The following is a 20437-nucleotide window of genomic DNA, read 5'->3' as shown; positions in this document are numbered from 1 at the left end:
CCATGGCATTCGATCCGGTTGAGGAAATCAAACGCTTCCATGGCGCGATCAACGCGCTCGATTTCGATATGATCGAGGACTATTTCGCGGATGACGCGACCTATGTCTCGAATGGCGTGGGCAGCTTGTCCGGGCGAGCCGAGATCATGGTCGCCTTCCGCAAATATTTCGACGATTACCCAGACCAGACAGCAATCAACACGCTGGTCGAGAAGGTCAGCCCCCATGCCGGCCGTGCCGTTTGGTCGGTCCGCGCGACGCACAGCAAGACGGGCAAGCCCTTAGTGCGGGAAGGCGAAGAGACGATCACCTTCAACGAAGACGGTCGCGTCACCCACGTCGAGGTGACGGACTACCGAGAGTTCTGAAAGAACGCCGCCGAGAGATAAAAGGCAAGCACGAAAAACAGCCACAGGTCGGAAGCCATCGCGATGGTTCTCGACCTGTTTCTTGCTCGCTCCAACAGATGTTTGAGACCCGCAAGACCGAAGAACAGGCAACCGATGATCGCGGCCGGGACGGTCCACTGCGGCGCGAAAAGGCTGAGCATGCCAAGCATACCGATCGACAGGTTGCCGAAGCCGATCTCCTGCACCAACGACTGGGCCTTGTGATCGGTCACACCAAAGATCGTTTCCGCCGTGAAGGCCGGATTGATGATCTGTTTCAGACTGGCCATAAGCAATCGCAAGCCGACGCCCCAGAAGACGAACCATTTTCCGATGAGGAAGACGAGATTGGCGTCCGCATTCCAATGCACTTCGGCGACAACCGAGCCCAACGGCAAAACAAGCATCAGCAACAATATGACCGCAAGATACATGGCGTTCCTTGCCTCTTTCGGATCATCAGCAGCCGATACATGACACGGAATTGCACGGCCGCGCGAGCCAAAATGAAGAGCGCCCGGGGTGTTGATCCCCGGGCGCCAAGCCTTCTTCCGTAACTGGAGGTACAAAACACCGGAAGAAGGAAGTCTCGATCAGGTCGAGGCGCGCGTCATTCCGCCTTTGCCAGATCACTGCGGATCACGGACCGCAATTCGTCGATCGGGCGCAGGGATTGCCCGTCGTCGAAGTGCCAGAATGTCCATCCGTTGCATGCATCAAGGCCCTGGACCTTTGCCCCAAGGCGATGAATGGAACCGGCTTCGCCACCGGAGGCCACCGTGCCGTCGGCGCGAACGATCGCGCTGTAGCGGCGGCGGGCATCGGTGAGCACCTGGCCGGGCTTGATCAGACCGCTTTCGACGAGCACGTTGAAAGCCACGCGAACTTCCTGCTTCTTGCCGGTCATGACAGTGAGTTCAGCCTTGCCGAGCGGCTCGACCGCTTCGATGCGGGCGGAAGCCGCGTCGATATAATCTTGCTCGCGCTCGATGCCGACGAAGTGGCGGCCGAGGCGCTTGGCAACCGCGCCCGTCGTGCCCGAGCCGAAGAACGGGTCGAGGATGATGTCGCCTGGCTTGGACGAAGCCATGATGACGCGGGCGAGCAGCGCTTCCGGCTTCTGCGTCGGATGCACCTTCTTGCCGTCGTCGCCCTTCAGGCGCTCATTGCCGCTGCAGATCGGAAACAGCCAGTCGGAGCGCATCTGCACGTCGTCGTTTGCGGCCTTCATGGCGTCATAGTTGAAGGTGTAGCCCTTTGCCTTGGCGTTCGGGCTCGCCCAGATCATCGTCTCATGGGCGTTCTGGAAGCGACGACCCTTGAAGTTCGGCATCGGGTTGGTCTTGCGCCAGACGATATCGTTGAGGATCCAGAAGTTCAGATCCTGCAGCGTCGCGCCGACGCGGAAGATATTGTGATAGGAGCCGATCACCCATATCGTGCCGGTCGGCTTCAGAACGCGGCGGCAGGCGAGCAGCCAGGCGCGGGTGAAGGCATCATAGGCTTCGAAGGAGGCGAACTGATCCCACTCGTCATCGACAGCGTCAACCAGCGACTGGTCGGGGCGATGCAGCGTACCGCCAAGCTGCAGATTGTACGGCGGATCAGCGAAGATAACGTCTACGGAGTGGTTCGGCAGGGCTTCAAGGGCAGCAACGCAATCGCCCTTGATGATCGTGTCGATCCAGGAGTCCGGCTTTGCGGAGGCCTTGAGATCGGCAAGCGGAAATACTGACGCCATCTGAAAACTCGCTCATACACATTACGCTTTTACTGTCCGTTATGGTTACTCAGTTTGGTTACCAAAGCCTGAAGGGATGAGCGATTTCGGGAAAATAAGTCGCAGCGCGTGCTTAGTGTCGAAAGGCGGGTACAACCCCCGCCCTTCCGGCTGTTGTCGTTAAGCCGCCACGTCGTGCACCTTGCGGCTATCCGCCGGCGCTTCGTCGCGGTCGTTCATGCCGTAGTCGCGGACGATATGGCCGATGCGGAGCCGGTAGTCGGCGAAGACGCCGTTGCGGCCGGCGTGCTGGGCAGCTCGGTGTGCCTCCACGTTTCGCCAAGCCTTGACCGCCTCCTCGTCGCGCCAGAAGGACAGCGACAGCAGCTTGCCGCGGTTGGTGAGGCTTTCGAAGCGTTCGATCGAAATGAAGCCGTCGATCTTTTCGAGTTCACCGCGAAGTTCGCCGGCGAGGTCGAGATAGGTGTGGCGTTCGCCCATGAAGGGCAGGACTTCGAAGATAACAGCGATCATGGCATCACCAGCTTTGCATGAGGAAGGGAAGCGTTCTTGAGGAAGATACGATCTTCCTTGAGGATGAAACGTTCGCGTTTGGCGAATTCGTAGTTTTGCCTGCCGAGCGGATCGGCGGCAAGGCGGGCGCGATAAGCTTCGTAGGCAGCGAGGCTTTCAATGTTGTAGACGCCGTACGCCGTCGTCGCCGAACCTTCATGTGGCGCAAAGTAGCCGATCAGGTCGGCGCCGTTGCGCGGGATCGCCTGGCCCCAGTTGCGCGCATATTCGGTAAAGGCCTCCTTCTTGAACGGATCGATTTCATAGCGGATGAAGCAGGTAATCATCGTCGTCTCCTTGTTGTCTGGAGACCGTTTTCGCACATTGCCTGACGACAATGCTTCGGTTAGGATCGAAGTATGAAGGAAGGACCCGATATAGCCCAGATCGGCGCGATGATTGGCGACCCCGCCCGTGCCAACATGCTGACGGCGTTGATGGGCGGCAAGGCGCTGACAGCAACGGAGCTTGCCGCTGCCGGCGGCATTACCGTGCAGACAGCGAGCACGCACCTTGCGAAGCTGGAAGCCGGCAATCTGCTCGCCCAGCGAAAACAAGGCCGCCATCGCTATTTCACGCTGGCGGACGACAGCGTTGGCAAGTTCCTGGAAAGCATCATGGGATTTGCGGCCGGGCGCGGCCATTTGCGCCACAAGCCGGGACCGAAGGAACCAGCACTGCGCAAGGCCCGCATCTGCTACGATCACCTCGCCGGCGACTACGGCGTGCGCATGCTCGACAACCTGATTGCCGAGGGCGCGATCGATGTACTCGGTGACGGTCTTGCCTTGACGGAGAGCGGCGAAACCGCGCTCAAGAGTATCGGCATCGACGTCCACGCCCTGAGATCGTCGCGTCGTCCACTCTGCCGCTCCTGCCTGGATTGGAGCGAGCGACGGGCGCACCTCGCCGGCAGTCTCGGCAAGGCGTTACTTTCGAATTTCCTCGACAAAGGCTGGGCGCGTCGCACGGCCGAAAGCCGCTCCGTCATCTTCTCACCAGAAGGCGAACGGCAGTTTCTTGCCTTGTTTCCTGCCGCCAAATAGCCGCGAACGATCGTAAAATCGAAGCCGCCCGCGACACGCAATCCAGCCATGCCCTGCTGTCGGTTGAGCTTCGCCGAGGCATCGTGTAAAGGGGCATCATCCCAAATAAGGCGCGAGTATATGGACGGCTTCGACCTCATCATCTTCGACTGTGACGGCGTTCTGGTCGACTCGGAAATTATCGCTGCGGATGTCGAATCCAAGCTTCTCACCGAAGCGGGTTACCCGATCAGCATCGAGGAAATGGGCGAGCGTTTCGCCGGCATGACCTGGCAGAACATCCTGCTGCAGGTCGAGCGCGAAGCCAGCATTCCGATTTCCGCATCGCTGCTCGACAAGTCCGAAAAGCTGCTCGATCTGCGTCTAGCCCAGGATGTGCAGGCAATTGCCGGCGTCGAAGCCGCTCTCTCGCGACTGACGCTGAAGCGCTGCATCTGCTCGAACTCCAGCAGTGCGCGGCTCGACATGATGCTCGGCAAAGTGGGCCTGAAGCCCCTCTTTGCGCCGCATATCTTCTCGGCCAAGGATCTCGGTGCCGATCGCGTGAAGCCGAAACCGGATATCTTCCTGCACGGCGCCAAGCAGATGGGCGTTTCCACAGACCGCGTCGTCGTCGTCGAGGACTCCGTACATGGCGTTCACGCAGCGCGGGCTGCCGGCATGCGCGTCATCGGCTTCACCGGCGCCTCCCATACCTATCCGGCACATGCCGACAGGCTGACCGATGCCGGTGCTGAAACCGTCATTTCCCGGATGAGCGATTTGCCCGGCATCGTTGCCGCGCTCGCCGAATGGGAAGGCGCCCTGTAGAACGCGCGTTCTTGGCGCGACAGAGCGAACCTATTCGGATATCGGTGTGGTAATCGCCGTCTGATGGGCTGTCTCGTATGAACGTTTCCGTGGAATTGTGCTCTCCGCCCGAACTCGACGACCGGCTCACCATTGTCAGGGCCGGAGACGAAGTTGATGGCATCTTCGTCCGCACCAAGAGATTCAACGTCCTGGTCGACACTCTCGGAACGCCTGAGTTATGCCGGAAGGCGCTGGACCTGCTTGGCGAGGACGTGCATGCACGTCCGCTACTGGTCGTGAACTCGCACATGGACTGGGATCATTTTTGGGGTAACGCCGCGATTGCAGGAAGGGCGCCGATCATTGCCCATGCCGCAACGCTTGAGCGCTTGCGCGATCCTTCCTCGGTTCAGGTCCTGAAAGACAAGGTGCGCGAAGATCAGCGATTTCGAAACGTTGAGCTCATAGCGCCAGATATCACCTTCTCAGACTCTACGACCCTTCATGGCGGCGATCTCACGCTCGAATTGCTTCACACGCCAGGTCATACGCCCGACCATGTCTCCGTCTGGATTCCTGAAATCCGCGTCTGTCTGGCCGTCGACGCGGTCGAGTATCCGATCCCCGAGGTGTGGAGTAGGAGCGCGCACGATCTCCGGCTGCTCTGCTCATCCCTCCAACGAATATGCGACCTGAGCGCAAGGTTCGTGATTCCGGCTCACGGCAGAACCCTCTCCCCCACAACGGTGGACGACAACTTGCTATATTTCAAAGAGTTGGCCAGCCGTGTCGAGAACTTGAGCGAGAAGGACCTGTTGAGTCCCGGGCTCAACAAGGCGGTTGGGTTCCGACTTCAGGATTTCGTCGCCATTCCGGCCGGCATGGCGCAGGAGGTGGTGGCCTTCTACGAAGGGTTCCACGACACCAATCTCGGCGCGACAATTCAGGCGCGCTTGGACGGCTGAACGACGACACGGCGTTCGTTGTGCGACTCCGCTGGTTGCGTTCGCCATGAATACTCGTCTGAAATTACTAGATTTTCAGGTTGATCGCGCCAGCCAGCATCTCGAACCGGGCCGGGAGCTGACCGGGTCCCTCGCCGTCGCTGTCGATCGGCACCGCCGCCTTGCCGATCGGCCATGCCTCAACGAGCGTGGCGCGATGGATGCTGACGAGCGGACTCTTGAGGTGGCCACCGCTATAGATGCTGTTCATTAACGACAGCACTTTCAACCGGCCGGCGCCTCGAATGATGACCACGTCGAACAGGCCATCGCTGATATCTGCATCGGGGGCCACCTTCATACCGCCGCCGAACCAAGCGCCGTTTGCGACGGCAACCGCCGTGATCGGGCCCTCGTAGATGTCCTCTCCATCAAGTCTGAGGCGAATTGTGCGCGGCTCGTAGCGCAGGATCTGAAGCAGGCTATGGAAGAAGAAAACCATCGGCCCGGGCAGGCGCCTGCCCCTGCGTGCCTCGTTGACGGCGCGCACGATATGGCCGGAAACGCCAAAGCTTGCGATGTTGGCGAAGTGGCGGGTGACGGTGTCGCCGTCCTCGTCGTCGCAAGTGAGCTGGCCGGCATCGATCAGCCGCACGGACGGAGAGTTCAGGCCGTTGGCGATCGTGGTGGGATCGCGCGACATCGGAAAGTTGCGGGCAAAATCACAGCCGGTGCCGGTTGGGATGAAAGAAAACGCAGTACCCGGCCGATGCGATTTGAGGATGCCGCCAGCCACCTCGCCGATCGTTCCGTCGCCGCCGACGGCGATCACCAGATCGGCCCCATCATTCGCCAGTTCGCGCCCGAACCGCTCGGCATCGCCGAAGCCTTTGGTTTCACGCAGGCTGAGATCGGCAAATCTCGCCTCGATGGCGCGCCGCAGCGCCGACCAGAACAGTTTCTTTCCGCGCCGGCCCGACGCCGGATTCAATACGATGCCGATTTTCAAGCGATATCTTCTCCCCGCCTCACCAGCCTGGCGAAGCGGAAACAGGGGCGTTCTTCAGGCCTTCTTCTTTTTCGTCGACACGGGTCCTTGATCGAAACCGATATTGACGCGAACCAGCGCGCCGGAGCCGACCGGCAGCTTGATGCCATCCTTGCGGAACAGGGCCTGTGTAGCGTTCTGTCCGACATCAACCGGGAAATTCGTCACTTCCGAATAGAGCGCTTCCTGGCCGTCATAGACTGTGATGCGAACCGGGAGCGTGACCTTGCCGGACGATCCGTTCGGCCCGGCAATGACGCGAAGCTGCGCCACGACGGTCATCGTCAGGTTCGTGTCGTTGAGAGTGCACTGGCGCGTGTAGTTGCCGATCGACGCCTGGTAGGCCAGCTTCTCCGCATCGCCGGTCTTCGCTCCGCCGGCATAAGTCCGGAAGATCGCGTCGCTGTCCTTCATGAACATCTGCGGGCAGGCGCCTTGAACGACGGGCGCCGTTGCGCCAGCGGCCGTCTTGGCGGAACCGATCGATGCGTCGCTGGAGGACGGGTTGGATGGCGCCAACGGCATGATCTGGCCATTGCCGTTCGGTTGGGTCGGTGCCGTTGCGCTGTCTGAGCCACCACCGGCGCCGAGCGAATTACAACCGGCAAGCATTGCCGCAAGGGAAGCCGAAACGATGAGACGCGAGACCTTGCCAAGCACGATTATTCCACCCTCTCCACAAAGTTTTTTGGCAGGCCCAATCACTTGATGGCAGGCCTTTCGTGACAGTTTGCGATGGTCTATATCAGCGGCGCAAACAAAAATCGATTGGGTAAGAACCGTTTTGATGCACATTTCGGGATCGCAGGCGACCATAGCCGACAGCGCAAGCGAGATGCAGCGCGGGGTTTACTTTCCCTCAGCCTTTCTCCGACCGGCACATCAAGGATGACGACAGTGGATTATATTTCGACCCGCGGCGAAGCCCCTTCCCTCGGTTTCTGCGATGCATTGTTGACTGGTCTGGCGCGCGATGGTGGCCTCTATGTGCCGCGCAAGTGGCCGCATTTCTCGAAAAAGGAAATCCGCGCGTTGCGCGGCAAGACCTACCAGGAGATTGCCTTCGCTATCCTGTCGCCCTTTACCAACGGTGAGATTCCCGACGAGACCTTCCGCTCCATGATCGACGAGGCGTATGGCACTTTCCGCCACCCTGCGATCACCCCGCTCGTGCAGACAGGGCCGAACAGCTTCGTCATGGAGCTCTTCCATGGTACGACGCTGGCGTTCAAGGATGTCGCGATGCAACTGCTCGCCCGGTTGATGGACTATGCGCTCGAAAAGCGCGGCGAGCGCGCGACCATCGTCGGCGCTACCTCCGGCGATACCGGCGGCGCGGCGGTCGACGCCTTTGCCGGGCGCGAACGCACCGACATCTTCATTCTTTTCCCGCATGGCAAGGTGTCGCCGGTGCAGCAGCGCCAGATGACGACCTCCACTGCCTCCAACGTTCACGCGCTTGCCGTCGAAGGTAATTTCGATGACTGCCAGAACCTCGTCAAGGCGATGTTCAACGACGGACCGTTCCGCGATCGCGTCAGGCTCTCCGGCGTCAACTCGATCAACTGGGCCCGCATCATGGCCCAGATCGTCTACTATTTCACGACGGCAATCGCGCTTGGCGGACCGGACCGTAAGATTTCGTTTACCGTGCCGACGGGCAATTTCGGGGATATTTTTGCCGGTTACTGCGCAAAGCGGATGGGCCTGCCGATCGGCAAACTGGTGGTCGCGACCAACGAGAACGATATCCTCGAACGCACGCTGAAGAGCGGCCGTTACGAGATGAAAGCGGTAAAGGCAACGACCTCACCTTCGATGGACATCCAGATCTCATCGAACTTCGAGCGACTGCTGTTCGAAGCCTTTGATCGCGACGCATCCAAAGTTCGCGCGGCAATGAACAGTCTCAAGCAATCCAATGGCTTCGAGATTGCGAAGGAGGCCCTAGCCTTCATCAAGAAGGACTTCCGCGCTGGCCGCGCCAGCGAGAAACAGGTCGCCCAGACGATCAAGAAAACCCATTCCGAAACCGGCTATCTTCTCGATCCGCACTCGGCGATCGGTGTCTTCGTTGCGGGCAAACACGAAAAGCCGAACACGCCGATGGTGACGCTCGCCACCGCACACCCGGCGAAATTCCCCGCCGCCGTAAAATCCGCCTCCGGTATTGACCCCGCGCTTCCGACGTGGCTTGCTGATCTGATGCACAAGGAGGAGCGCTTTCAGATTGTGAAGCCTGAGCTCAAAGCCATCGAGACCTTCATCGGCGAGCACGCTCGGGCCTAAGTAACGCAGGCGCAGAAAGATAGCCAATGACAGTTGAGTGCACCCGGCTCAAATCCGGGCTGACAGTAGTCACACAGACCATGCCGCATCTGGAAAGCGTTGCGCTGGGAGTTTGGATCAAATCAGGATCGCGCAACGAGACGACAGACGAGCATGGCATCGCCCACCTGCTCGAACACATGGCCTTTAAGGGCACTGCACGCCGCAGCGCGCGCGAAATTGCCGAGGAGATCGAGGATGTCGGCGGCGAGGTCAACGCCGCGACATCCACGGAAACGACCTCCTACTATGCCCGCGTCCTCAAGGACCACGTTCCGCTCGCCGTCGATATTCTTGCCGATATCCTGACGGAGTCCGCGTTCGAGGAAGAAGAACTCGAGCGCGAGAAGCAGGTCATCATGCAGGAAATCAACGCTGCGAACGATACGCCGGACGACGTCGTTTTCGACAAGTTTTCCGAAACCGCCTACCGCGATCAGACGCTCGGTCGGGCGATCCTCGGCACGCCGCAAACCGTGCTGTCGTTCACGCCGCAGCAGATCCGCGGCTATCTCAGCCGCAATTACACGACCGACCGGATGTTTATCGTTGCGACCGGCGCCGTACTGCACGACGAGTTCGTTCGCATGGTCGAGGAGCGCTTCGCGAGCCTTCCGACTTCTCCATCGGCGACGCCGGTCATGGAAGCTGCCAAGTACATCGGCGGCAACATCCGTGAAACGCGCGACCTGATGGATGCGCAGATTCTGCTCGGCTTCGAGGGCAAGGCCTATCACGCCCGCGACTTCTACTGTTCGCAGATTCTCGCCAATATTCTCGGCGGCGGCATGTCGTCTCGCCTGTTCCAGGAAGTGCGCGAAATCCGTGGCCTCTGCTATTCGATCTATGCCTTTCACTGGGGCTTTTCCGACACCGGCATCTTCGGCATCCACGCCGCCACCGGTGGCGAGAACCTGCCGGAGCTGGTGCCCGTCATCATCGACGAACTGCACAAGTCGGCAGCGACGATCGAGCAGAAGGAAATCGAACGCGCCCGCGCCCAGATCCGCGCCCAGCTGCTGATGGGCCAGGAAAGCCCGGCGGCCCGCGCCGGCCAGATCGCAAGGCAGATGATGCTCTACGGCCGCCCGATCTCCAATCAGGAGATGATGGAACGGCTCGAGGGGATCACCGTCGAGCGCCTGACGGATCTTGCAGGACGCCTGTTCTTCGACACCGTTCCGACGCTATCGGCTATCGGTCCTCTGGAACACTTGGCTCCTATGGAAGATATCGCCGCCTCTCTCTCCTCGCCCGCCGCACCGCACAGCCAACAAGCGCTCGTTTGATTTCACATCCATCCTGCCGGGAGTGATCGATGCCAAAATCGGTTTTTCGGTTCCTGTCGCGACAGCCGGATTCAGTGGAACTCGAAAACGAGAACTATGTGCTGCGCCTGCCGCGCTACCAGGATTTCAACCAGTGGCACAAGCTGCGGGCGGCCAGCCGGCAGTTCCTCGAGCCCTGGGAGCCGACATGGCGGCGGGATGAATTGACCGAGGGCGCCTATCGCGCCCGCGTCATCCGCGGCAAACAGGAATATGCGTCCGGCCAGGCGATCCCGCTCTTCCTGTTCCACAAGGATAGGATGACGCTGCTTGGCGGAATCACGATCGGCTACATCAGGCGCGGGGCGGCGCAAAGCTGCATGATCGGATATTGGATGGGTGAGACCTACGCCGGCCAAGGTCATATGTTCGCCGCACTTCAATTGGTTATACCCTACATCTTCACGGTGCTTGAGTTGCACCGTATCGAAGCAGCCTGTATTCCAGACAATGCTCGGAGCATCCGCCTGCTTGAAAAAGCCGGGTTTCAGCGGGAAGGCTATCTGCGCGGATACTTGAAAATCAACGGTCAGTGGCACGACCATGTGATGTTCTCATTGCTCGCCACCGACACGGATAAAGGCAGGATAACCGACAGCCGATGACTAACAACCGCATGCTGCTCTCATCACCGGCCGGACGTTTGATCGCGGTGATCGCAGCTCTCTTGCTGTCGGCCTTCATGCTAGCGGCAGGCAACGTCTACGCAGCCGAACCGGTGAAGATCTCCCGCGACGATACGGCGCTCGACCTGACTGCCACGACGGAAATCTACGCCAATCAGGGCGAAGCCTTTCAGGTCTCGACCGCTGCTGGTGCTGATGGCATCCGGCGCCGTATTGAGGTACGTGCCAGCTCGGAGAATCACCAGGGCGACTGGGCCGTCTTTGCGCTGGCCAACGTCTCCGACGAACAGCTCGAGCGCGTAATCGTGGCCCCCCATTTCCGCCTCGTGAACTCCAAGCTGTTCTGGCCGGACCTCGGTTCGCAGCGCATTATCGCCATTACGCCAAGCGAAGGTTTCGCGCTCGACCGGCAGCCGAGCGATGAGGCCGATGTCTTCCGCATCACGCTCAACCCCGGCGCCGTCATCACCTTCGTTGCTGAACTGACGACGCCGGAGCTGCCGCAGATCTATCTCTGGGAACCGGACGCCTACAAGGACACGATCAACGCGTTTACACTCTATCGCGGTATCGTGCTCGGGATTGCCGGTCTGCTGGCGGTGTTCCTGACGATCCTGTTCGTGGTCAAGGGCACGTCGATGCTACCGGCGACGGCAGCACTCGCCTGGGCGGTGCTCGGCTACATCTGCGTCGACTTCGGCTTTCTCGGCAAGCTGATCAGCATCGCGTCGACCGACCAGCGAATATGGCGCGCCTGCGCTGAAGTCGCGCTCGCCTCCAGTTTCGTCATCTTCCTGTTCACTTACCTTAACCTCAATCGCTGGCACACACACCTCGGCTACCTGACGCTCGCCTGGGTGCTGGGCCTGGCGCTGCTCTTCGGCGTCGCCATTTACGATCCGGCAATCGCCGCCGGCATCGCGCGGCTGTCGTTTGCGCTGACCGCGACGATGGGCCTCTTCCTCATCATCTATCTCGGCCTCAACCGCTACGATCGCGCCATCCTGCTGGTGCCCGCCTGGGCGCTGATCCTCGTGTGGATCTTCGGGGCATGGCTGACGATCACTGGCCAGCTCGACAACGACATCATTCAGCCAGCGCTCGGCGGCGGCCTTGTTCTCATCGTCCTGCTGATCGGCTTTACCGTCATGCAGCACGCCTTTGCGGGCGGTGCATTTCAGCAGGGCCTGTTCTCCGATCTGGAGCGGCAATCGCTGGCTCTGACCGGCTCGGGCGACATGGTGTGGGATTGGGACGTGGCACGCGATCGTGTCGTCACCATTCCCGACGTGTCGGCCAAGCTCGGTCTCCCGCTCGGCACGATGCATGGCGCGGCCCGCAACTGGCTGCCACGGCTTCATCCGGACGATCGCGATCGCTTCCGGGCGACGCTCGACGTGCTGCTCGAGCATCGCCGCGGGCGGCTCAATCATGAATTCCGCATCCGCGCGGAAGACGGTCATTTCCATTGGCTTCTCATCCGCGCCCGCCCAGTCCTCGGCTCGAACGGCGAAATCATCCGCTGCGTCGGCACGATTGTCGATGTCACCGAACAGAAGAACTCCGTCGAACGGCTGCTGCACGACGCGCTGCACGACAACCTGACCGGCTTGCCGAACCGGCAGCTGTTCCTTGATCGCCTGCAGGCGGTGCTTGCACTGGCGCCCGGTGGCGAGACGCTGCGCCCGACGGTAATGGTGATCGATATCGACCGCTACAAGCTGGTGAATGATACGCTGGGGATCGCCGCCGGCGACAATATCCTGATCGCGCTGACGCGACGCCTGCGACGGCTGCTCAAGCCGCAGGACACGCTCGCACGGCTTTCCGGCGACCAGTTCGGTTTGATCCTGACGTCCGAGCGCGATCCGACGAAGGTGGCCGATTTTGCCGATGCGATCAGCAAGGCGATCATGGTGCCGATTAACTTCGCCAATCGCGAAATCATCCTGACGGCATCAATCGGGCTTGCCTCATTCGTCGATCAGCAGGAAAGCGCCGCCGGCATGCTCAGCGACGCGGAGCTTGCGATGTACCGGGCCAAGCGCGCCGGCGGCAATCGCGTCGAGCCGTTCCAGCCCGCCTTCCGCGATTTCGGCGCCGACAGGCTGCAACTCGAATCCGACCTGCGCCGTGCCATCGAGCGCAAGGAACTGTCGATGGTCTACCAGCCGATCGCCGGCCTGGAAGACGTGGAGATTGCCGGCTTCGAGGCGCTGATGCGGTGGGAGCATCCGAAGCGCGGCACCATCCCTCCTTCGGAGTTCATTCCGATCGCCGAGACATCCGACCTTATCGAGATGCTTGGTCTCTTTGCCCTGGAGCAGGCGACCAACGACCTGATGGGTTGGGAGAACCAAACCGGCGAGCTGCCCATCTTCGTCTCGATCAACCTCTCCAGCGCACAGCTGCTGAACAACGAGCTTTATGACGACGTCCGTTCGGTGCTGGCGAAAACCCATTGCGACCCTTCGCGCCTGAAGCTGGAGCTCACGGAATCCATGGTCATGGAGAATCCGGAGCAAGCGCGCCTCGTGCTTGAGAAGCTGCGGGAGATGGGGCTTGGCCTCGCGCTGGATGATTTCGGAACCGGCTACTCGTCCCTCGCCTATCTGACGCGCTTCCCGTTCGACACGATCAAGCTTGACAAGGTGATGGTGCGCGATGGCAGTGACAAGAAGGCAACCGTGCTTCGCTCGGTGATCGCCATGGCGCGTGAACTTGATATGAAGGTGGTCGCCGAAGGGATCGAGTCGAACGAAGATGCGATCGAGCTCGCAAAGATGGGCTGCACTTTCGGACAGAGCTACCTGTTCGGGCCGCCGATGGCAGCGGAGTCCGTCCTGCGGCTGCTGAAGGAACGGTTCCCGTTGACGAAGCGCGCTTAACCGACCCGCTCAATGTTACGGCGTAGCGGCGCCCGCTATCAGCTGGTGCATATATTCAAGCTTGGCGACCACCGGCGCTGACAGCACGAACGGGTAGGAATCGCGCTGCCCCATGCTGCGCTGTATCGAGTTGATCGCAACGCTGAGCGGCACCCATTCGTCGACAAGCTGATCGGCACTAGCTGCCCTGTAAGGGTCGAAATCCACTTCCGCCGCCATCTCTTCGTGACCGCGGGGATCAACTGCGATGCCGAAGGCGCGCGCAGTCTCCAACGTGTCCACGATGTGGAGATAGTGAGCAAAACACTCGGCGAAATCTTCCCAAGGATGGGCGCTGGCATAGGCGCTGACGAAGCTTTCCTGCCAGCCGGGCGGAGCACCATTTGCGTAGTGCTGTGCAAGGGCTTCGGTGTAGTCCTCGCGCTCATCGCCGAACACTGCCCGGAATCCATCGAAGTTGTTCCTGTCGCGGACGAGGCGGTTCCAGATGAAATGACCCGTCTCATGGCGGAAATGGCCGAGCAGCGTCCGGTAGGGTTCGTTCATCGAAGTGCGCGCCTGTTCGCGCGTAAGGTCGTCGGCCTCGGCGGCCCGAATTGCGATCAGGCCCTCCTCGTGTCCGGTTATCGCCGGCACGACGCTGCCGTCATCCTGGACGGTGTCTTCCAGGAAGTCGAAAACAAGGCCGCCTACGGGATCCTGCGTGCGGTCCGGGTGCGGCAGGCGCCAGCGCAAGAGCGAGTAGAAGAGATGTCGTTGTGCCTGGCTGATCCGACGCCACCGGTCCACGCCATCCTGCGTCGCTGAATTCGGCACAAGCCGGTTATGCCGGCACGCAACACAGTAGTCACCCGCGTCGCCATCCTCAACAAGCCAGTTGCAGATGTCGAGGCCGGCATTGGCGCAGAAACGCACCAGGTCCGGCTGAGCCACGTATTGCCAGAGATCGCTGTCCTGCTGCTGAACAGCGTGCATGCGCAGGCCATTCGGCTGGAAGCCAAGGCGGTGACCGCACCGGACGCACTGGCGATTGTCGAAATGAACAACCTGATCGCAGTTGTCACATACAAACAGCCTCAACGCGCGCCTCCCTCGAGATCAGGGGTCGAAAAACCGCTGTGCAAAGTGGACGGCGGATAATTTCCGGCCGTGGTTTCCATCAAACTTCCCCTGACTGGGCCCTATGGCCCGCGCCAGCAGAGAACGCGCTTCTTTACGGATCGTTCCGCCAATTAGGCGTGCCCGGCCTCGGCCGAAAGCATGGCGGCATTAATGCCCATCGAAGCCAGCGCCCGCTCGTACTTGTCGTCGAGGCTGCGGTCGAAGATCAATTCCTCGTTGGCCGCGCATGTGAGCCAACCATTGTTGCCGACTTCGGCTTCCAGTTGACCCGCTCCCCAACCGGCGTAACCGAGCAGCATGGTCGCCCGCTTCGGTCCCTTGCCCTTGGAAATCGCGCGGATGATGTCGAGCGTCGCCGTCATGCAGATATCGTCGCTGACGGGAATGCTGGAATCGCAGAGATAGTCGTCGGAGTGCAGGACGAAACCGCGTCCGCTTTCCACCGGCCCGCCGGTCTGGATCGGGCAATCGCGGGCATGTGGGGGAAGAACGATGGCATCCTCATCCTTGATCATTTCAAGGTGCAAGAGCACATCGGTAAAGGTCAGGTTCTGCGGACGGTTGATGACGAACCCCATCGCGCCGGCATCGGAATGCGCGCAGATATAGATTACCGTGCGGGCGAAGTTGCGATCCTCCATGCCCGGCATGGCAATGAGAAACTGGCCATCGAAGAAGCCACGTTCTCTTTTGTTTTTGAGGGTCGCCAACGACATCGTTCCTCCTCTGCCAGACCGCATGAGGCCCGACAACACGAGCATGAGCCAATGTCACAGATCAATCAACTGAAAATGAAAACTTAAATGATGGCGAGTTCTAGCCGAGCATGGCGAATTTCAATAGATCATTGATCCATGCAAACTATTTCACGCGTCACTTGCCAATTGTGTTCCGCTTTCGGTCTGCTCGTCGTGATGCTGCAGCTTTCTCAGCCCGCCCGGGCGGAGATGAGCGCCTGGGCCGAGAATGAGGGTGGGCGGATGCGACTGATCGCGCTTCCTCCTGATGCAAGCGGAAGCATTCGCGCCGGACTGCAGATCGAACCGAAGCCGGGCTGGATCACGTATTGGCGAGAACCCGGCAATAGCGGCATCCCGCCCCAGGTCGGTTTTTCTTCTGAAGGCGTTTCGCTCGACAAGATGAGCTTTCCGACTCCCAAGCATATTGTCGACGACAAGGTCGATGAGGTCGCCTACGACGCGTCGGTCACCTTCCCGTTGCAGCTGACGGCGAAAGACCCGGCACTCCATGAACTCAAGGCAACCGCCTTTATTGGCATCTGCAAGGAAATCTGCATCCCGTTTCAGGCGGAGCTGTCGCTGACCTTCGAACCATCGGCCCGTTCACGCCCCGAAGAGGAAAAAATCCTCCGAGCGGCCGAGGCCACCTTGCCGGAAGCCGCCTCCTCCGAATTCAACGTGAGCGACCATAGGCTGTCGCCCGACATGAAGGAGCTTTCCCTTACCGTGACACTGCCGGAGAGCGGCGAGACGGCTCCTGAGGTGATCGTCGCAGGCCCGAGCGGGCACGTCTTTACCAAGCAGACCGCAACTCACCGCGACGGTCGAAGCTTCACGACGACGCTTTCCGTCGGCAAGCTTCCCAAGGCATACGACATTCACGGAAAGACATGGAGCGCGCTTGTCATCGACGGTTCGCGTGCCATCGAGACACCGCTTGCCTTTGAGTAGTCGAGTTCTATAGTCGCGCGCAAATCGCGGTATTTGCGCCGCCATATATGACAAGGAGACGTCCATGACCATCGCAATCGGCGACAAGCTTCCCGCAGCCACCTTCAAGGAAAAGACGTCTGACGGTCCGGTCGAAATTTCGACGGAGCAGCTCTTCAAGGGCAAGCGCGTGGTTCTCTTTGCAGTCCCTGGCGCGTTCACGCCTACCTGCTCGCTGAACCACCTGCCGGGCTATCTGGAAAACCGCGACTCGATCCTTTCCAAGGGCGTCGATGACATCGCCGTCGTCGCCGTCAACGATTGGCACGTGATGGGCGCCTGGGCTCAGTCCTCCGGCGGCATGGGCAAGATCCACTTCCTTGCCGATTGGGATGCCGGCTTCACCAAATCGCTCGGTCTCGACGCCGACCTTTCTGCCGGCGGTCTCGGCGTCCGCTCGAAGCGCTATTCGATGCTCGTCGAAGACGGTGTCGTGAAGTCATTGAATGTCGAAGAAAATCCGGGTCAGGCCACCGTTTCCGGCGCTGCGACCATGCTGGAGCAACTGTAAGGCTCCGCACATTCCGACCCTCTGAGAGCGGCCCGTGTGGCCGCTTTTTTGTTTCCTCATAAAAGTTCGTCGCACGCCGTCTTTTCGCCTCATTTGTTATAACATAACTGTAATGTTATTACATTTGGTGAAAAATATGCGTTTCTCGAAATTTCAAGATTCTCTGGGCCTTATGGCCCTCTCCGCCGGCCGTCGCATCTTTTATGTCACCGCACTTGGAATCCCACTCTGGGCAGCGATCCGTTGGGCGACGCTGCTGCCATGAGTGACATTGCAATCGAGCTTGATGATCTGACGGTCGCCTACGCGCGGCATCCCGCGGTCCATCATCTTTCAGGAACCATTGCGACCGGCAGCCTGACGGCGATCACCGGTCCAAACGGCGCCGGAAAATCCAGCCTGCTGAAAGCTGTCATCGGCGAACTCCGCCCTTCCTCCGGCACGATAAGGCACCGACTGAAACCAACGGATGTCGGTTATCTGCCGCAGGCAGCCGATATCAACCGCCGTTTTCCGATCTCGGTGCTCGACACGGTTCTTCTCGGATCCTGGCGGCAGGCCGGAGCCTTCGCACAGATCGCATCGCCGGAGCAGCAGAAAGCGCGCGATGCACTTGCCGTGGTCGGGCTGGAGGGCTTTGATCGGCGCGGCATCGGCTCGCTCTCAGCCGGTCAGTTTCAACGCGTGCTCTTTGCCCGGCTGCTCCTGCAGGATGCGAGTGTCATCCTGCTCGACGAGCCGTTCACCGCCATCGATAGCCGCACGACACGGGATCTTTTGGAGATCGTTGCGGGCTGGCATGGCGAAGGGCGAACGGTGCTTACAGTCCTTCATGATTTCGAGCAGGTCCGTGCCCACTTTCCGCAGACACTCCTGCTTGCGCGCGAAGTCATCGGCTGGGGCGCGACGGCCGATGTCATGACCACGGCAAACCTGACGAAGGCGCGGGTGATGGCCGAGCGGTGGGACGAGAGCGCCGACATCTGCGAGCCCGCCAGATGACCGCCTACGATCTTCTTCTCGCGCCGTTTTCCGACTATGGCTTCATGCGCCGCGCGCTCGTCGCCTGCCTGTGCCTTGGCCTTGGCTCCGGGCCGATCGGAGTCTTCCTAATGCTGCGGCGGATGAGCCTCGTCGGCGATGCGATGAGCCATGCCGTCCTGCCCGGCGCCGCCATCGGCTATCTCATTGCCGGTTCGCTATCGTTGACCGCAATGGGCCTTGGGGGGCTGATTGCCGGGCTATCGGTGGCGCTCCTCTCCGGCATCGTCAGCCGCACGACCTCGCTACAGGAGGATGCGAGCTTCGCCAGCTTCTATCTCTCCTCGCTGGCGCTCGGCGTGCTCATCGTTTCGTTGCGCGGCTCAAATATCGACCTGCTGCACGTTCTCTTCGGCACCATCCTCGCGATTGATGCCTCCGCCCTTTACGAGATCGGCGCAATCAGCACCGTAACTCTGGTGACGCTGGCGATCATCTACCGTCCGCTCGTCGCGGAATGTTTCGATGCCGGTTTCCTCAGGGCGATCGGCGGACGTGGACCGGTCTATCACTTTCTCTTTCTGCTGTTGGTGGTGCTCAATCTGGTCGCCAGTTTCCAGGCCTTGGGCACATTGATGGCGGTCGGCCTGATGATGCTGCCTGCAGCGATCGCGCAACTTTGGTCGCGCAGCCTCCCGTCGATGATGGCGATCGCAGCAGCGAGCGCTACGGCCTCCGGCTACCTCGGCCTCATCGCCTCCTACCATCTCGAGCTCGCCTCTGGGCCGACGATCATCATGACGGCGGCGTTGCTCTACGGCTTCTCGATCTTCCTCGCCCCGTCGGGTCTCGCCCGGCGGTATTTCCCTCGCCCGCATCTTAAGGGCTGACAACCGGAGCCTTCCGATGATTTCCCGCAGACTGCTTTTCTCAGTGATGATCCCGGCACTGGTGGCGCTTTCGACGAGTTCGACATCTGCCGCGACCCTCAAGGTGGTGGCCTCCTTCACCGTGCTTGCCGACGTCGTCCGCCAGGTCGGCGGTGATCGCGTGACGGTCGCAAGCCTCGTCGGCCCGAACGGCGATCCGCATGAGTTCGAGCCATCGCCAAGCGACGCCAAGAACCTCAATGCGGCACAGGTTGCCTTCGTCAGCGGCGTGGGTCTGGAAGGCTGGATGGACCGCCTGATCGCCGCCTCGGGCTACAAGGGCAAGCCGGTCGTCGTCTCCGAAGGGATAAAGCTCCGCACCATGGACGAGGACGGACAGACGGTCACCGATCCACATGTCTGGAACAGTCCCGTCAACGTCAAGGTCTGGGTCGCCAATATCGAAGAGGCGCTTGCAAAGGCTGCGCCGGCCGATGCTGCCGCGTTCAAGACCAATGCCGAGGCGTACCTGAAGCATCTCGACGCGCTCGACGCCTACGCACATTCGAAGCTTGATCCCATCGCTGCCGACCATCGCAAGGTCCTGACGAGCCACGACGCCTTCGGCTATTTCGGTCGTGAGTATGGCGTGCAGTTCCTCGCCCCGATCGGCGTCTCGACGGAGAGCGAAGCCTCGGCCGCGGATGTCGCCAAGCTGATCGAACAGATCAAGGCCGAGCACGTGAAGACGTATTTTTTCGAGAACTCCAATGATCCTCGCCTCGTCAGGCAGATCGCAAAGGCGACGGGGGCAGAACCCGGCGGCGAGCTCTATGTCGAGTCTCTTTCCGATGCCAGGGGGGCGGCTCCGACCTACGAGAAGATGTTCCGCTACAACGTCGATCAGCTCGCGGCGGCGATGGCGAAAGCCAGCTGACGACAACGGCTGGGTCGCGCAACGGCGCGGCTCGGCCTCAATAGTTAAGGTCGAAGACGATCAGGCCACCCAAGCCGCCATCCGTCGAGGAGACGATACGCTCGCCGACGCCAACGTGCTCGGGATGCACAAGGTATCCATCGCGCGCTTCCGCGCTTTCGAAGGTGACCGCAAAGCCATCGACGTAGCCCGCATGTAGCCCCTCGGGCGACACATTCGGACCGTACTTGATGTCGATGATGCCGGGAATCAGCTGCTTCAATGCGACGATCGCGTCAAACAAGGACTGCTTTTCATCCCCTGTCATGGCTGCCTTCAGCCGCATCAGCACGCAGTGCAGGATCATGTGGTAACCTCCCGGATTCCATTTTCAGGCGAGCATAGGGAGAAACGTCGCAGGGGCAAGTGACAAGGACGTGCCGTTCTGCAGACATCCCCATCTGAATGGCTTCGGCAAAGGCCGGTGTGCGAGACGCGACCAATTCGACGCCGTAAACCGTCGTAAACGGAACGGCGCGTCCTACATTCTCGTCTAATCTGTCGGTACCCAGTGTGCGGCGAAGAGGAGCCCTGCGCGAGGCAGCATTTTCAACGGAGGAGATGGA

General features: G+C 60.4%; 21 protein-coding genes and 1 pseudogene. 13 read left to right on the top strand and 9 right to left on the bottom strand.

The window, feature by feature from the left end; genetic code table 11:
* The first annotated feature begins 2 nt into the window (after nucleotides 1-2).
* The gene (locus RGCCGE502_RS04805) at nucleotides 3-368 is read left to right on the top strand and encodes a nuclear transport factor 2 family protein (RefSeq protein WP_016553040.1); all 366 of its coding nucleotides are present in this window, start codon (nucleotides 3-5) and stop codon (nucleotides 366-368) included.
* Here RGCCGE502_RS04805 and RGCCGE502_RS04800 read toward each other — a convergent pair.
* The 4 genes from RGCCGE502_RS04800 to RGCCGE502_RS04785 all read right to left on the bottom strand — a co-directional run bounded on the left by RGCCGE502_RS04800 (nucleotide 353) and on the right by RGCCGE502_RS04785 (nucleotide 2969).
* The gene (locus RGCCGE502_RS04800; protein WP_016553039.1) at nucleotides 353-823 is read right to left on the bottom strand and encodes a DUF6790 family protein; all 471 of its coding nucleotides are present in this window, start codon (nucleotides 821-823) and stop codon (nucleotides 353-355) included. The two genes, RGCCGE502_RS04805 and RGCCGE502_RS04800, sit on opposite strands and share 16 nt — an antisense overlap.
* 176 nt (nucleotides 824-999) lie before the next feature.
* Nucleotides 1000-2130 (bottom strand): site-specific DNA-methyltransferase, encoded by a 1131-nt coding sequence (locus tag RGCCGE502_RS04795; RefSeq protein ID WP_016553038.1) that lies wholly within the window; start codon nucleotides 2128-2130, stop codon nucleotides 1000-1002.
* A 159-nt stretch (nucleotides 2131-2289) separates the two neighbouring features.
* On the bottom strand, nucleotides 2290-2643 hold the full coding sequence (locus tag RGCCGE502_RS04790) for an antibiotic biosynthesis monooxygenase family protein (RefSeq protein ID WP_016553037.1): 354 nt from the start codon (nucleotides 2641-2643) through the stop codon (nucleotides 2290-2292).
* Entirely contained in the window at nucleotides 2640-2969 is a 330-nt protein-coding gene (locus RGCCGE502_RS04785) for an NIPSNAP family protein (protein WP_016553036.1), read from the bottom strand. The genes RGCCGE502_RS04790 and RGCCGE502_RS04785 overlap by 4 nt, the downstream gene beginning before the upstream one ends.
* A gap of 72 nt (nucleotides 2970-3041) precedes the next feature.
* Here RGCCGE502_RS04785 and RGCCGE502_RS04780 point away from each other — a divergent pair, with 72 nt between their 5' ends.
* The 3 genes from RGCCGE502_RS04780 to RGCCGE502_RS04770 all read left to right on the top strand — a co-directional run bounded on the left by RGCCGE502_RS04780 (nucleotide 3042) and on the right by RGCCGE502_RS04770 (nucleotide 5485).
* Nucleotides 3042-3728, top strand: coding sequence for an ArsR/SmtB family transcription factor (locus tag RGCCGE502_RS04780; RefSeq protein ID WP_016553035.1), 687 nt, complete (start codon nucleotides 3042-3044; stop codon nucleotides 3726-3728).
* A gap of 120 nt (nucleotides 3729-3848) precedes the next feature.
* Nucleotides 3849-4538 carry an HAD family hydrolase gene (locus RGCCGE502_RS04775; RefSeq protein WP_016553034.1) on the top strand — a complete coding sequence of 230 codons (690 nt, stop codon included), beginning with the start codon at nucleotides 3849-3851 and terminating at the stop codon, nucleotides 4536-4538.
* A 77-nt stretch (nucleotides 4539-4615) separates the two neighbouring features.
* Nucleotides 4616-5485 carry an MBL fold metallo-hydrolase gene (locus tag RGCCGE502_RS04770; protein WP_016553033.1) on the top strand — a complete coding sequence of 290 codons (870 nt, stop codon included), beginning with the start codon at nucleotides 4616-4618 and terminating at the stop codon, nucleotides 5483-5485.
* A gap of 67 nt (nucleotides 5486-5552) precedes the next feature.
* On the opposite strand, the gene RGCCGE502_RS04765 is transcribed toward RGCCGE502_RS04770, so the two are convergent.
* A complete protein-coding gene (locus RGCCGE502_RS04765) occupies nucleotides 5553-6473 on the bottom strand; it encodes a diacylglycerol/lipid kinase family protein (protein ID WP_016553032.1) in 921 nt (306 codons plus the stop codon).
* 54 nt (nucleotides 6474-6527) lie between these two features.
* On the bottom strand, nucleotides 6528-7175 hold the full coding sequence (locus RGCCGE502_RS04760) for a hypothetical protein (RefSeq protein WP_176705676.1): 648 nt from the start codon (nucleotides 7173-7175) through the stop codon (nucleotides 6528-6530).
* A gap of 225 nt (nucleotides 7176-7400) precedes the next feature.
* On the opposite strand from RGCCGE502_RS04760, the pseudogene thrC reads away from it, so the two are divergent.
* From thrC to RGCCGE502_RS04740, 4 genes and pseudogenes are all read left to right on the top strand, one after another.
* Nucleotides 7401-8824: pseudogene (thrC, locus tag RGCCGE502_RS04755) on the top strand (threonine synthase).
* Nucleotides 8825-8827: 3 nt separating this feature from the next.
* Nucleotides 8828-10129, top strand: coding sequence for a M16 family metallopeptidase (locus RGCCGE502_RS04750; RefSeq protein WP_016553029.1), 1302 nt, complete (start codon nucleotides 8828-8830; stop codon nucleotides 10127-10129).
* Between the two features lie 29 nt (nucleotides 10130-10158).
* A complete protein-coding gene (locus RGCCGE502_RS04745) occupies nucleotides 10159-10773 on the top strand; it encodes a GNAT family N-acetyltransferase (protein ID WP_016553028.1) in 615 nt (204 codons plus the stop codon).
* Nucleotides 10770-13682: a sensor domain-containing phosphodiesterase gene (locus RGCCGE502_RS04740; protein ID WP_016553027.1), complete on the top strand. Its 2913-nt coding sequence runs from the start codon at nucleotides 10770-10772 to the stop codon at nucleotides 13680-13682. Before RGCCGE502_RS04745 ends, RGCCGE502_RS04740 begins: the two co-directional genes overlap by 4 nt.
* 15 nt (nucleotides 13683-13697) lie before the next feature.
* Here RGCCGE502_RS04740 and RGCCGE502_RS04735 read toward each other — a convergent pair whose 3' ends face one another.
* Both RGCCGE502_RS04735 and RGCCGE502_RS04730 read right to left on the bottom strand, forming a co-directional pair.
* On the bottom strand, nucleotides 13698-14762 hold the full coding sequence (locus RGCCGE502_RS04735) for a zinc-binding metallopeptidase family protein (protein WP_040673972.1): 1065 nt from the start codon (nucleotides 14760-14762) through the stop codon (nucleotides 13698-13700).
* A 152-nt stretch (nucleotides 14763-14914) separates the two neighbouring features.
* Entirely contained in the window at nucleotides 14915-15520 is a 606-nt protein-coding gene (locus RGCCGE502_RS04730) for a YqgE/AlgH family protein (RefSeq protein ID WP_016553024.1), read from the bottom strand.
* Between the two features lie 138 nt (nucleotides 15521-15658).
* Between RGCCGE502_RS04730 and RGCCGE502_RS04725 the strand changes: the two genes are divergently transcribed.
* The 5 genes from RGCCGE502_RS04725 (at nucleotide 15659) to RGCCGE502_RS04705 (ending at nucleotide 19832) form a co-directional block, all read left to right on the top strand.
* Nucleotides 15659-16495: a protein-disulfide reductase DsbD domain-containing protein gene (locus RGCCGE502_RS04725; protein WP_081647226.1), complete on the top strand. Its 837-nt coding sequence runs from the start codon at nucleotides 15659-15661 to the stop codon at nucleotides 16493-16495.
* Nucleotides 16496-16559: 64 nt separating this feature from the next.
* Nucleotides 16560-17045 (top strand): peroxiredoxin, encoded by a 486-nt coding sequence (locus RGCCGE502_RS04720; protein WP_016553022.1) that lies wholly within the window; start codon nucleotides 16560-16562, stop codon nucleotides 17043-17045.
* A 261-nt stretch (nucleotides 17046-17306) separates the two neighbouring features.
* Entirely contained in the window at nucleotides 17307-18047 is a 741-nt protein-coding gene (locus RGCCGE502_RS04715; protein ID WP_019279687.1) for a metal ABC transporter ATP-binding protein, read from the top strand.
* The gene (locus RGCCGE502_RS04710) at nucleotides 18044-18916 is read left to right on the top strand and encodes a metal ABC transporter permease (protein ID WP_016553020.1); all 873 of its coding nucleotides are present in this window, start codon (nucleotides 18044-18046) and stop codon (nucleotides 18914-18916) included. Before RGCCGE502_RS04715 ends, RGCCGE502_RS04710 begins: the two co-directional genes overlap by 4 nt.
* 16 nt (nucleotides 18917-18932) lie before the next feature.
* Nucleotides 18933-19832: a metal ABC transporter solute-binding protein, Zn/Mn family gene (locus RGCCGE502_RS04705; RefSeq protein ID WP_016553019.1), complete on the top strand. Its 900-nt coding sequence runs from the start codon at nucleotides 18933-18935 to the stop codon at nucleotides 19830-19832.
* 37 nt (nucleotides 19833-19869) lie between these two features.
* Here RGCCGE502_RS04705 and RGCCGE502_RS04700 read toward each other — a convergent pair whose 3' ends face one another.
* The gene (locus tag RGCCGE502_RS04700) at nucleotides 19870-20178 is read right to left on the bottom strand and encodes a Dabb family protein (protein WP_016553018.1); all 309 of its coding nucleotides are present in this window, start codon (nucleotides 20176-20178) and stop codon (nucleotides 19870-19872) included.
* Between the last annotated feature and the right edge of the window lie 259 nt (nucleotides 20179-20437).

This window comes from Rhizobium grahamii CCGE 502, assembly GCF_000298315.2.
Taxonomy (GTDB): domain Bacteria; phylum Pseudomonadota; class Alphaproteobacteria; order Rhizobiales; family Rhizobiaceae; genus Rhizobium; species Rhizobium grahamii.
Note: the sequence above shows the minus strand (reverse complement) of the source record. Positions and strands in the feature narration are given on the sequence as shown.

Excerpts from the sequence above, each read along its gene's own strand:
- RGCCGE502_RS04790 (WP_016553037.1), bottom strand. The coding sequence starts at position 2,643 with ATGATCGCTGTTATCTTCGAAGTCCTGCCCTTCATGGGCGAACGCCAC.
- RGCCGE502_RS04745 (WP_016553028.1), top strand. The coding sequence starts at position 10,159 with ATGCCAAAATCGGTTTTTCGGTTCCTGTCGCGACAGCCGGATTCAGTG.
- RGCCGE502_RS04795 (WP_016553038.1), bottom strand. The coding sequence starts at position 2,130 with ATGGCGTCAGTATTTCCGCTTGCCGATCTCAAGGCCTCCGCAAAGCCG.
- RGCCGE502_RS04730 (WP_016553024.1), bottom strand. The coding sequence starts at position 15,520 with ATGTCGTTGGCGACCCTCAAAAACAAAAGAGAACGTGGCTTCTTCGAT.
- RGCCGE502_RS04805 (WP_016553040.1), top strand. The coding sequence starts at position 3 with ATGGCATTCGATCCGGTTGAGGAAATCAAACGCTTCCATGGCGCGATC.
- RGCCGE502_RS04700 (WP_016553018.1), bottom strand. The coding sequence starts at position 20,178 with ATGATCCTGCACTGCGTGCTGATGCGGCTGAAGGCAGCCATGACAGGG.
- RGCCGE502_RS04715 (WP_019279687.1), top strand. The coding sequence starts at position 17,307 with ATGAGTGACATTGCAATCGAGCTTGATGATCTGACGGTCGCCTACGCG.
- RGCCGE502_RS04770 (WP_016553033.1), top strand. The coding sequence starts at position 4,616 with ATGAACGTTTCCGTGGAATTGTGCTCTCCGCCCGAACTCGACGACCGG.
- RGCCGE502_RS04800 (WP_016553039.1), bottom strand. The coding sequence starts at position 823 with ATGTATCTTGCGGTCATATTGTTGCTGATGCTTGTTTTGCCGTTGGGC.
- RGCCGE502_RS04740 (WP_016553027.1), top strand. The coding sequence starts at position 10,770 with ATGACTAACAACCGCATGCTGCTCTCATCACCGGCCGGACGTTTGATC.
- RGCCGE502_RS04710 (WP_016553020.1), top strand. The coding sequence starts at position 18,044 with ATGACCGCCTACGATCTTCTTCTCGCGCCGTTTTCCGACTATGGCTTC.
- RGCCGE502_RS04785 (WP_016553036.1), bottom strand. The coding sequence starts at position 2,969 with ATGATTACCTGCTTCATCCGCTATGAAATCGATCCGTTCAAGAAGGAG.
- RGCCGE502_RS04775 (WP_016553034.1), top strand. The coding sequence starts at position 3,849 with ATGGACGGCTTCGACCTCATCATCTTCGACTGTGACGGCGTTCTGGTC.
- RGCCGE502_RS04780 (WP_016553035.1), top strand. The coding sequence starts at position 3,042 with ATGAAGGAAGGACCCGATATAGCCCAGATCGGCGCGATGATTGGCGAC.
- RGCCGE502_RS04720 (WP_016553022.1), top strand. The coding sequence starts at position 16,560 with ATGACCATCGCAATCGGCGACAAGCTTCCCGCAGCCACCTTCAAGGAA.
- RGCCGE502_RS04750 (WP_016553029.1), top strand. The coding sequence starts at position 8,828 with ATGACAGTTGAGTGCACCCGGCTCAAATCCGGGCTGACAGTAGTCACA.
- RGCCGE502_RS04705 (WP_016553019.1), top strand. The coding sequence starts at position 18,933 with ATGATTTCCCGCAGACTGCTTTTCTCAGTGATGATCCCGGCACTGGTG.
- RGCCGE502_RS04725 (WP_081647226.1), top strand. The coding sequence starts at position 15,659 with ATGCAAACTATTTCACGCGTCACTTGCCAATTGTGTTCCGCTTTCGGT.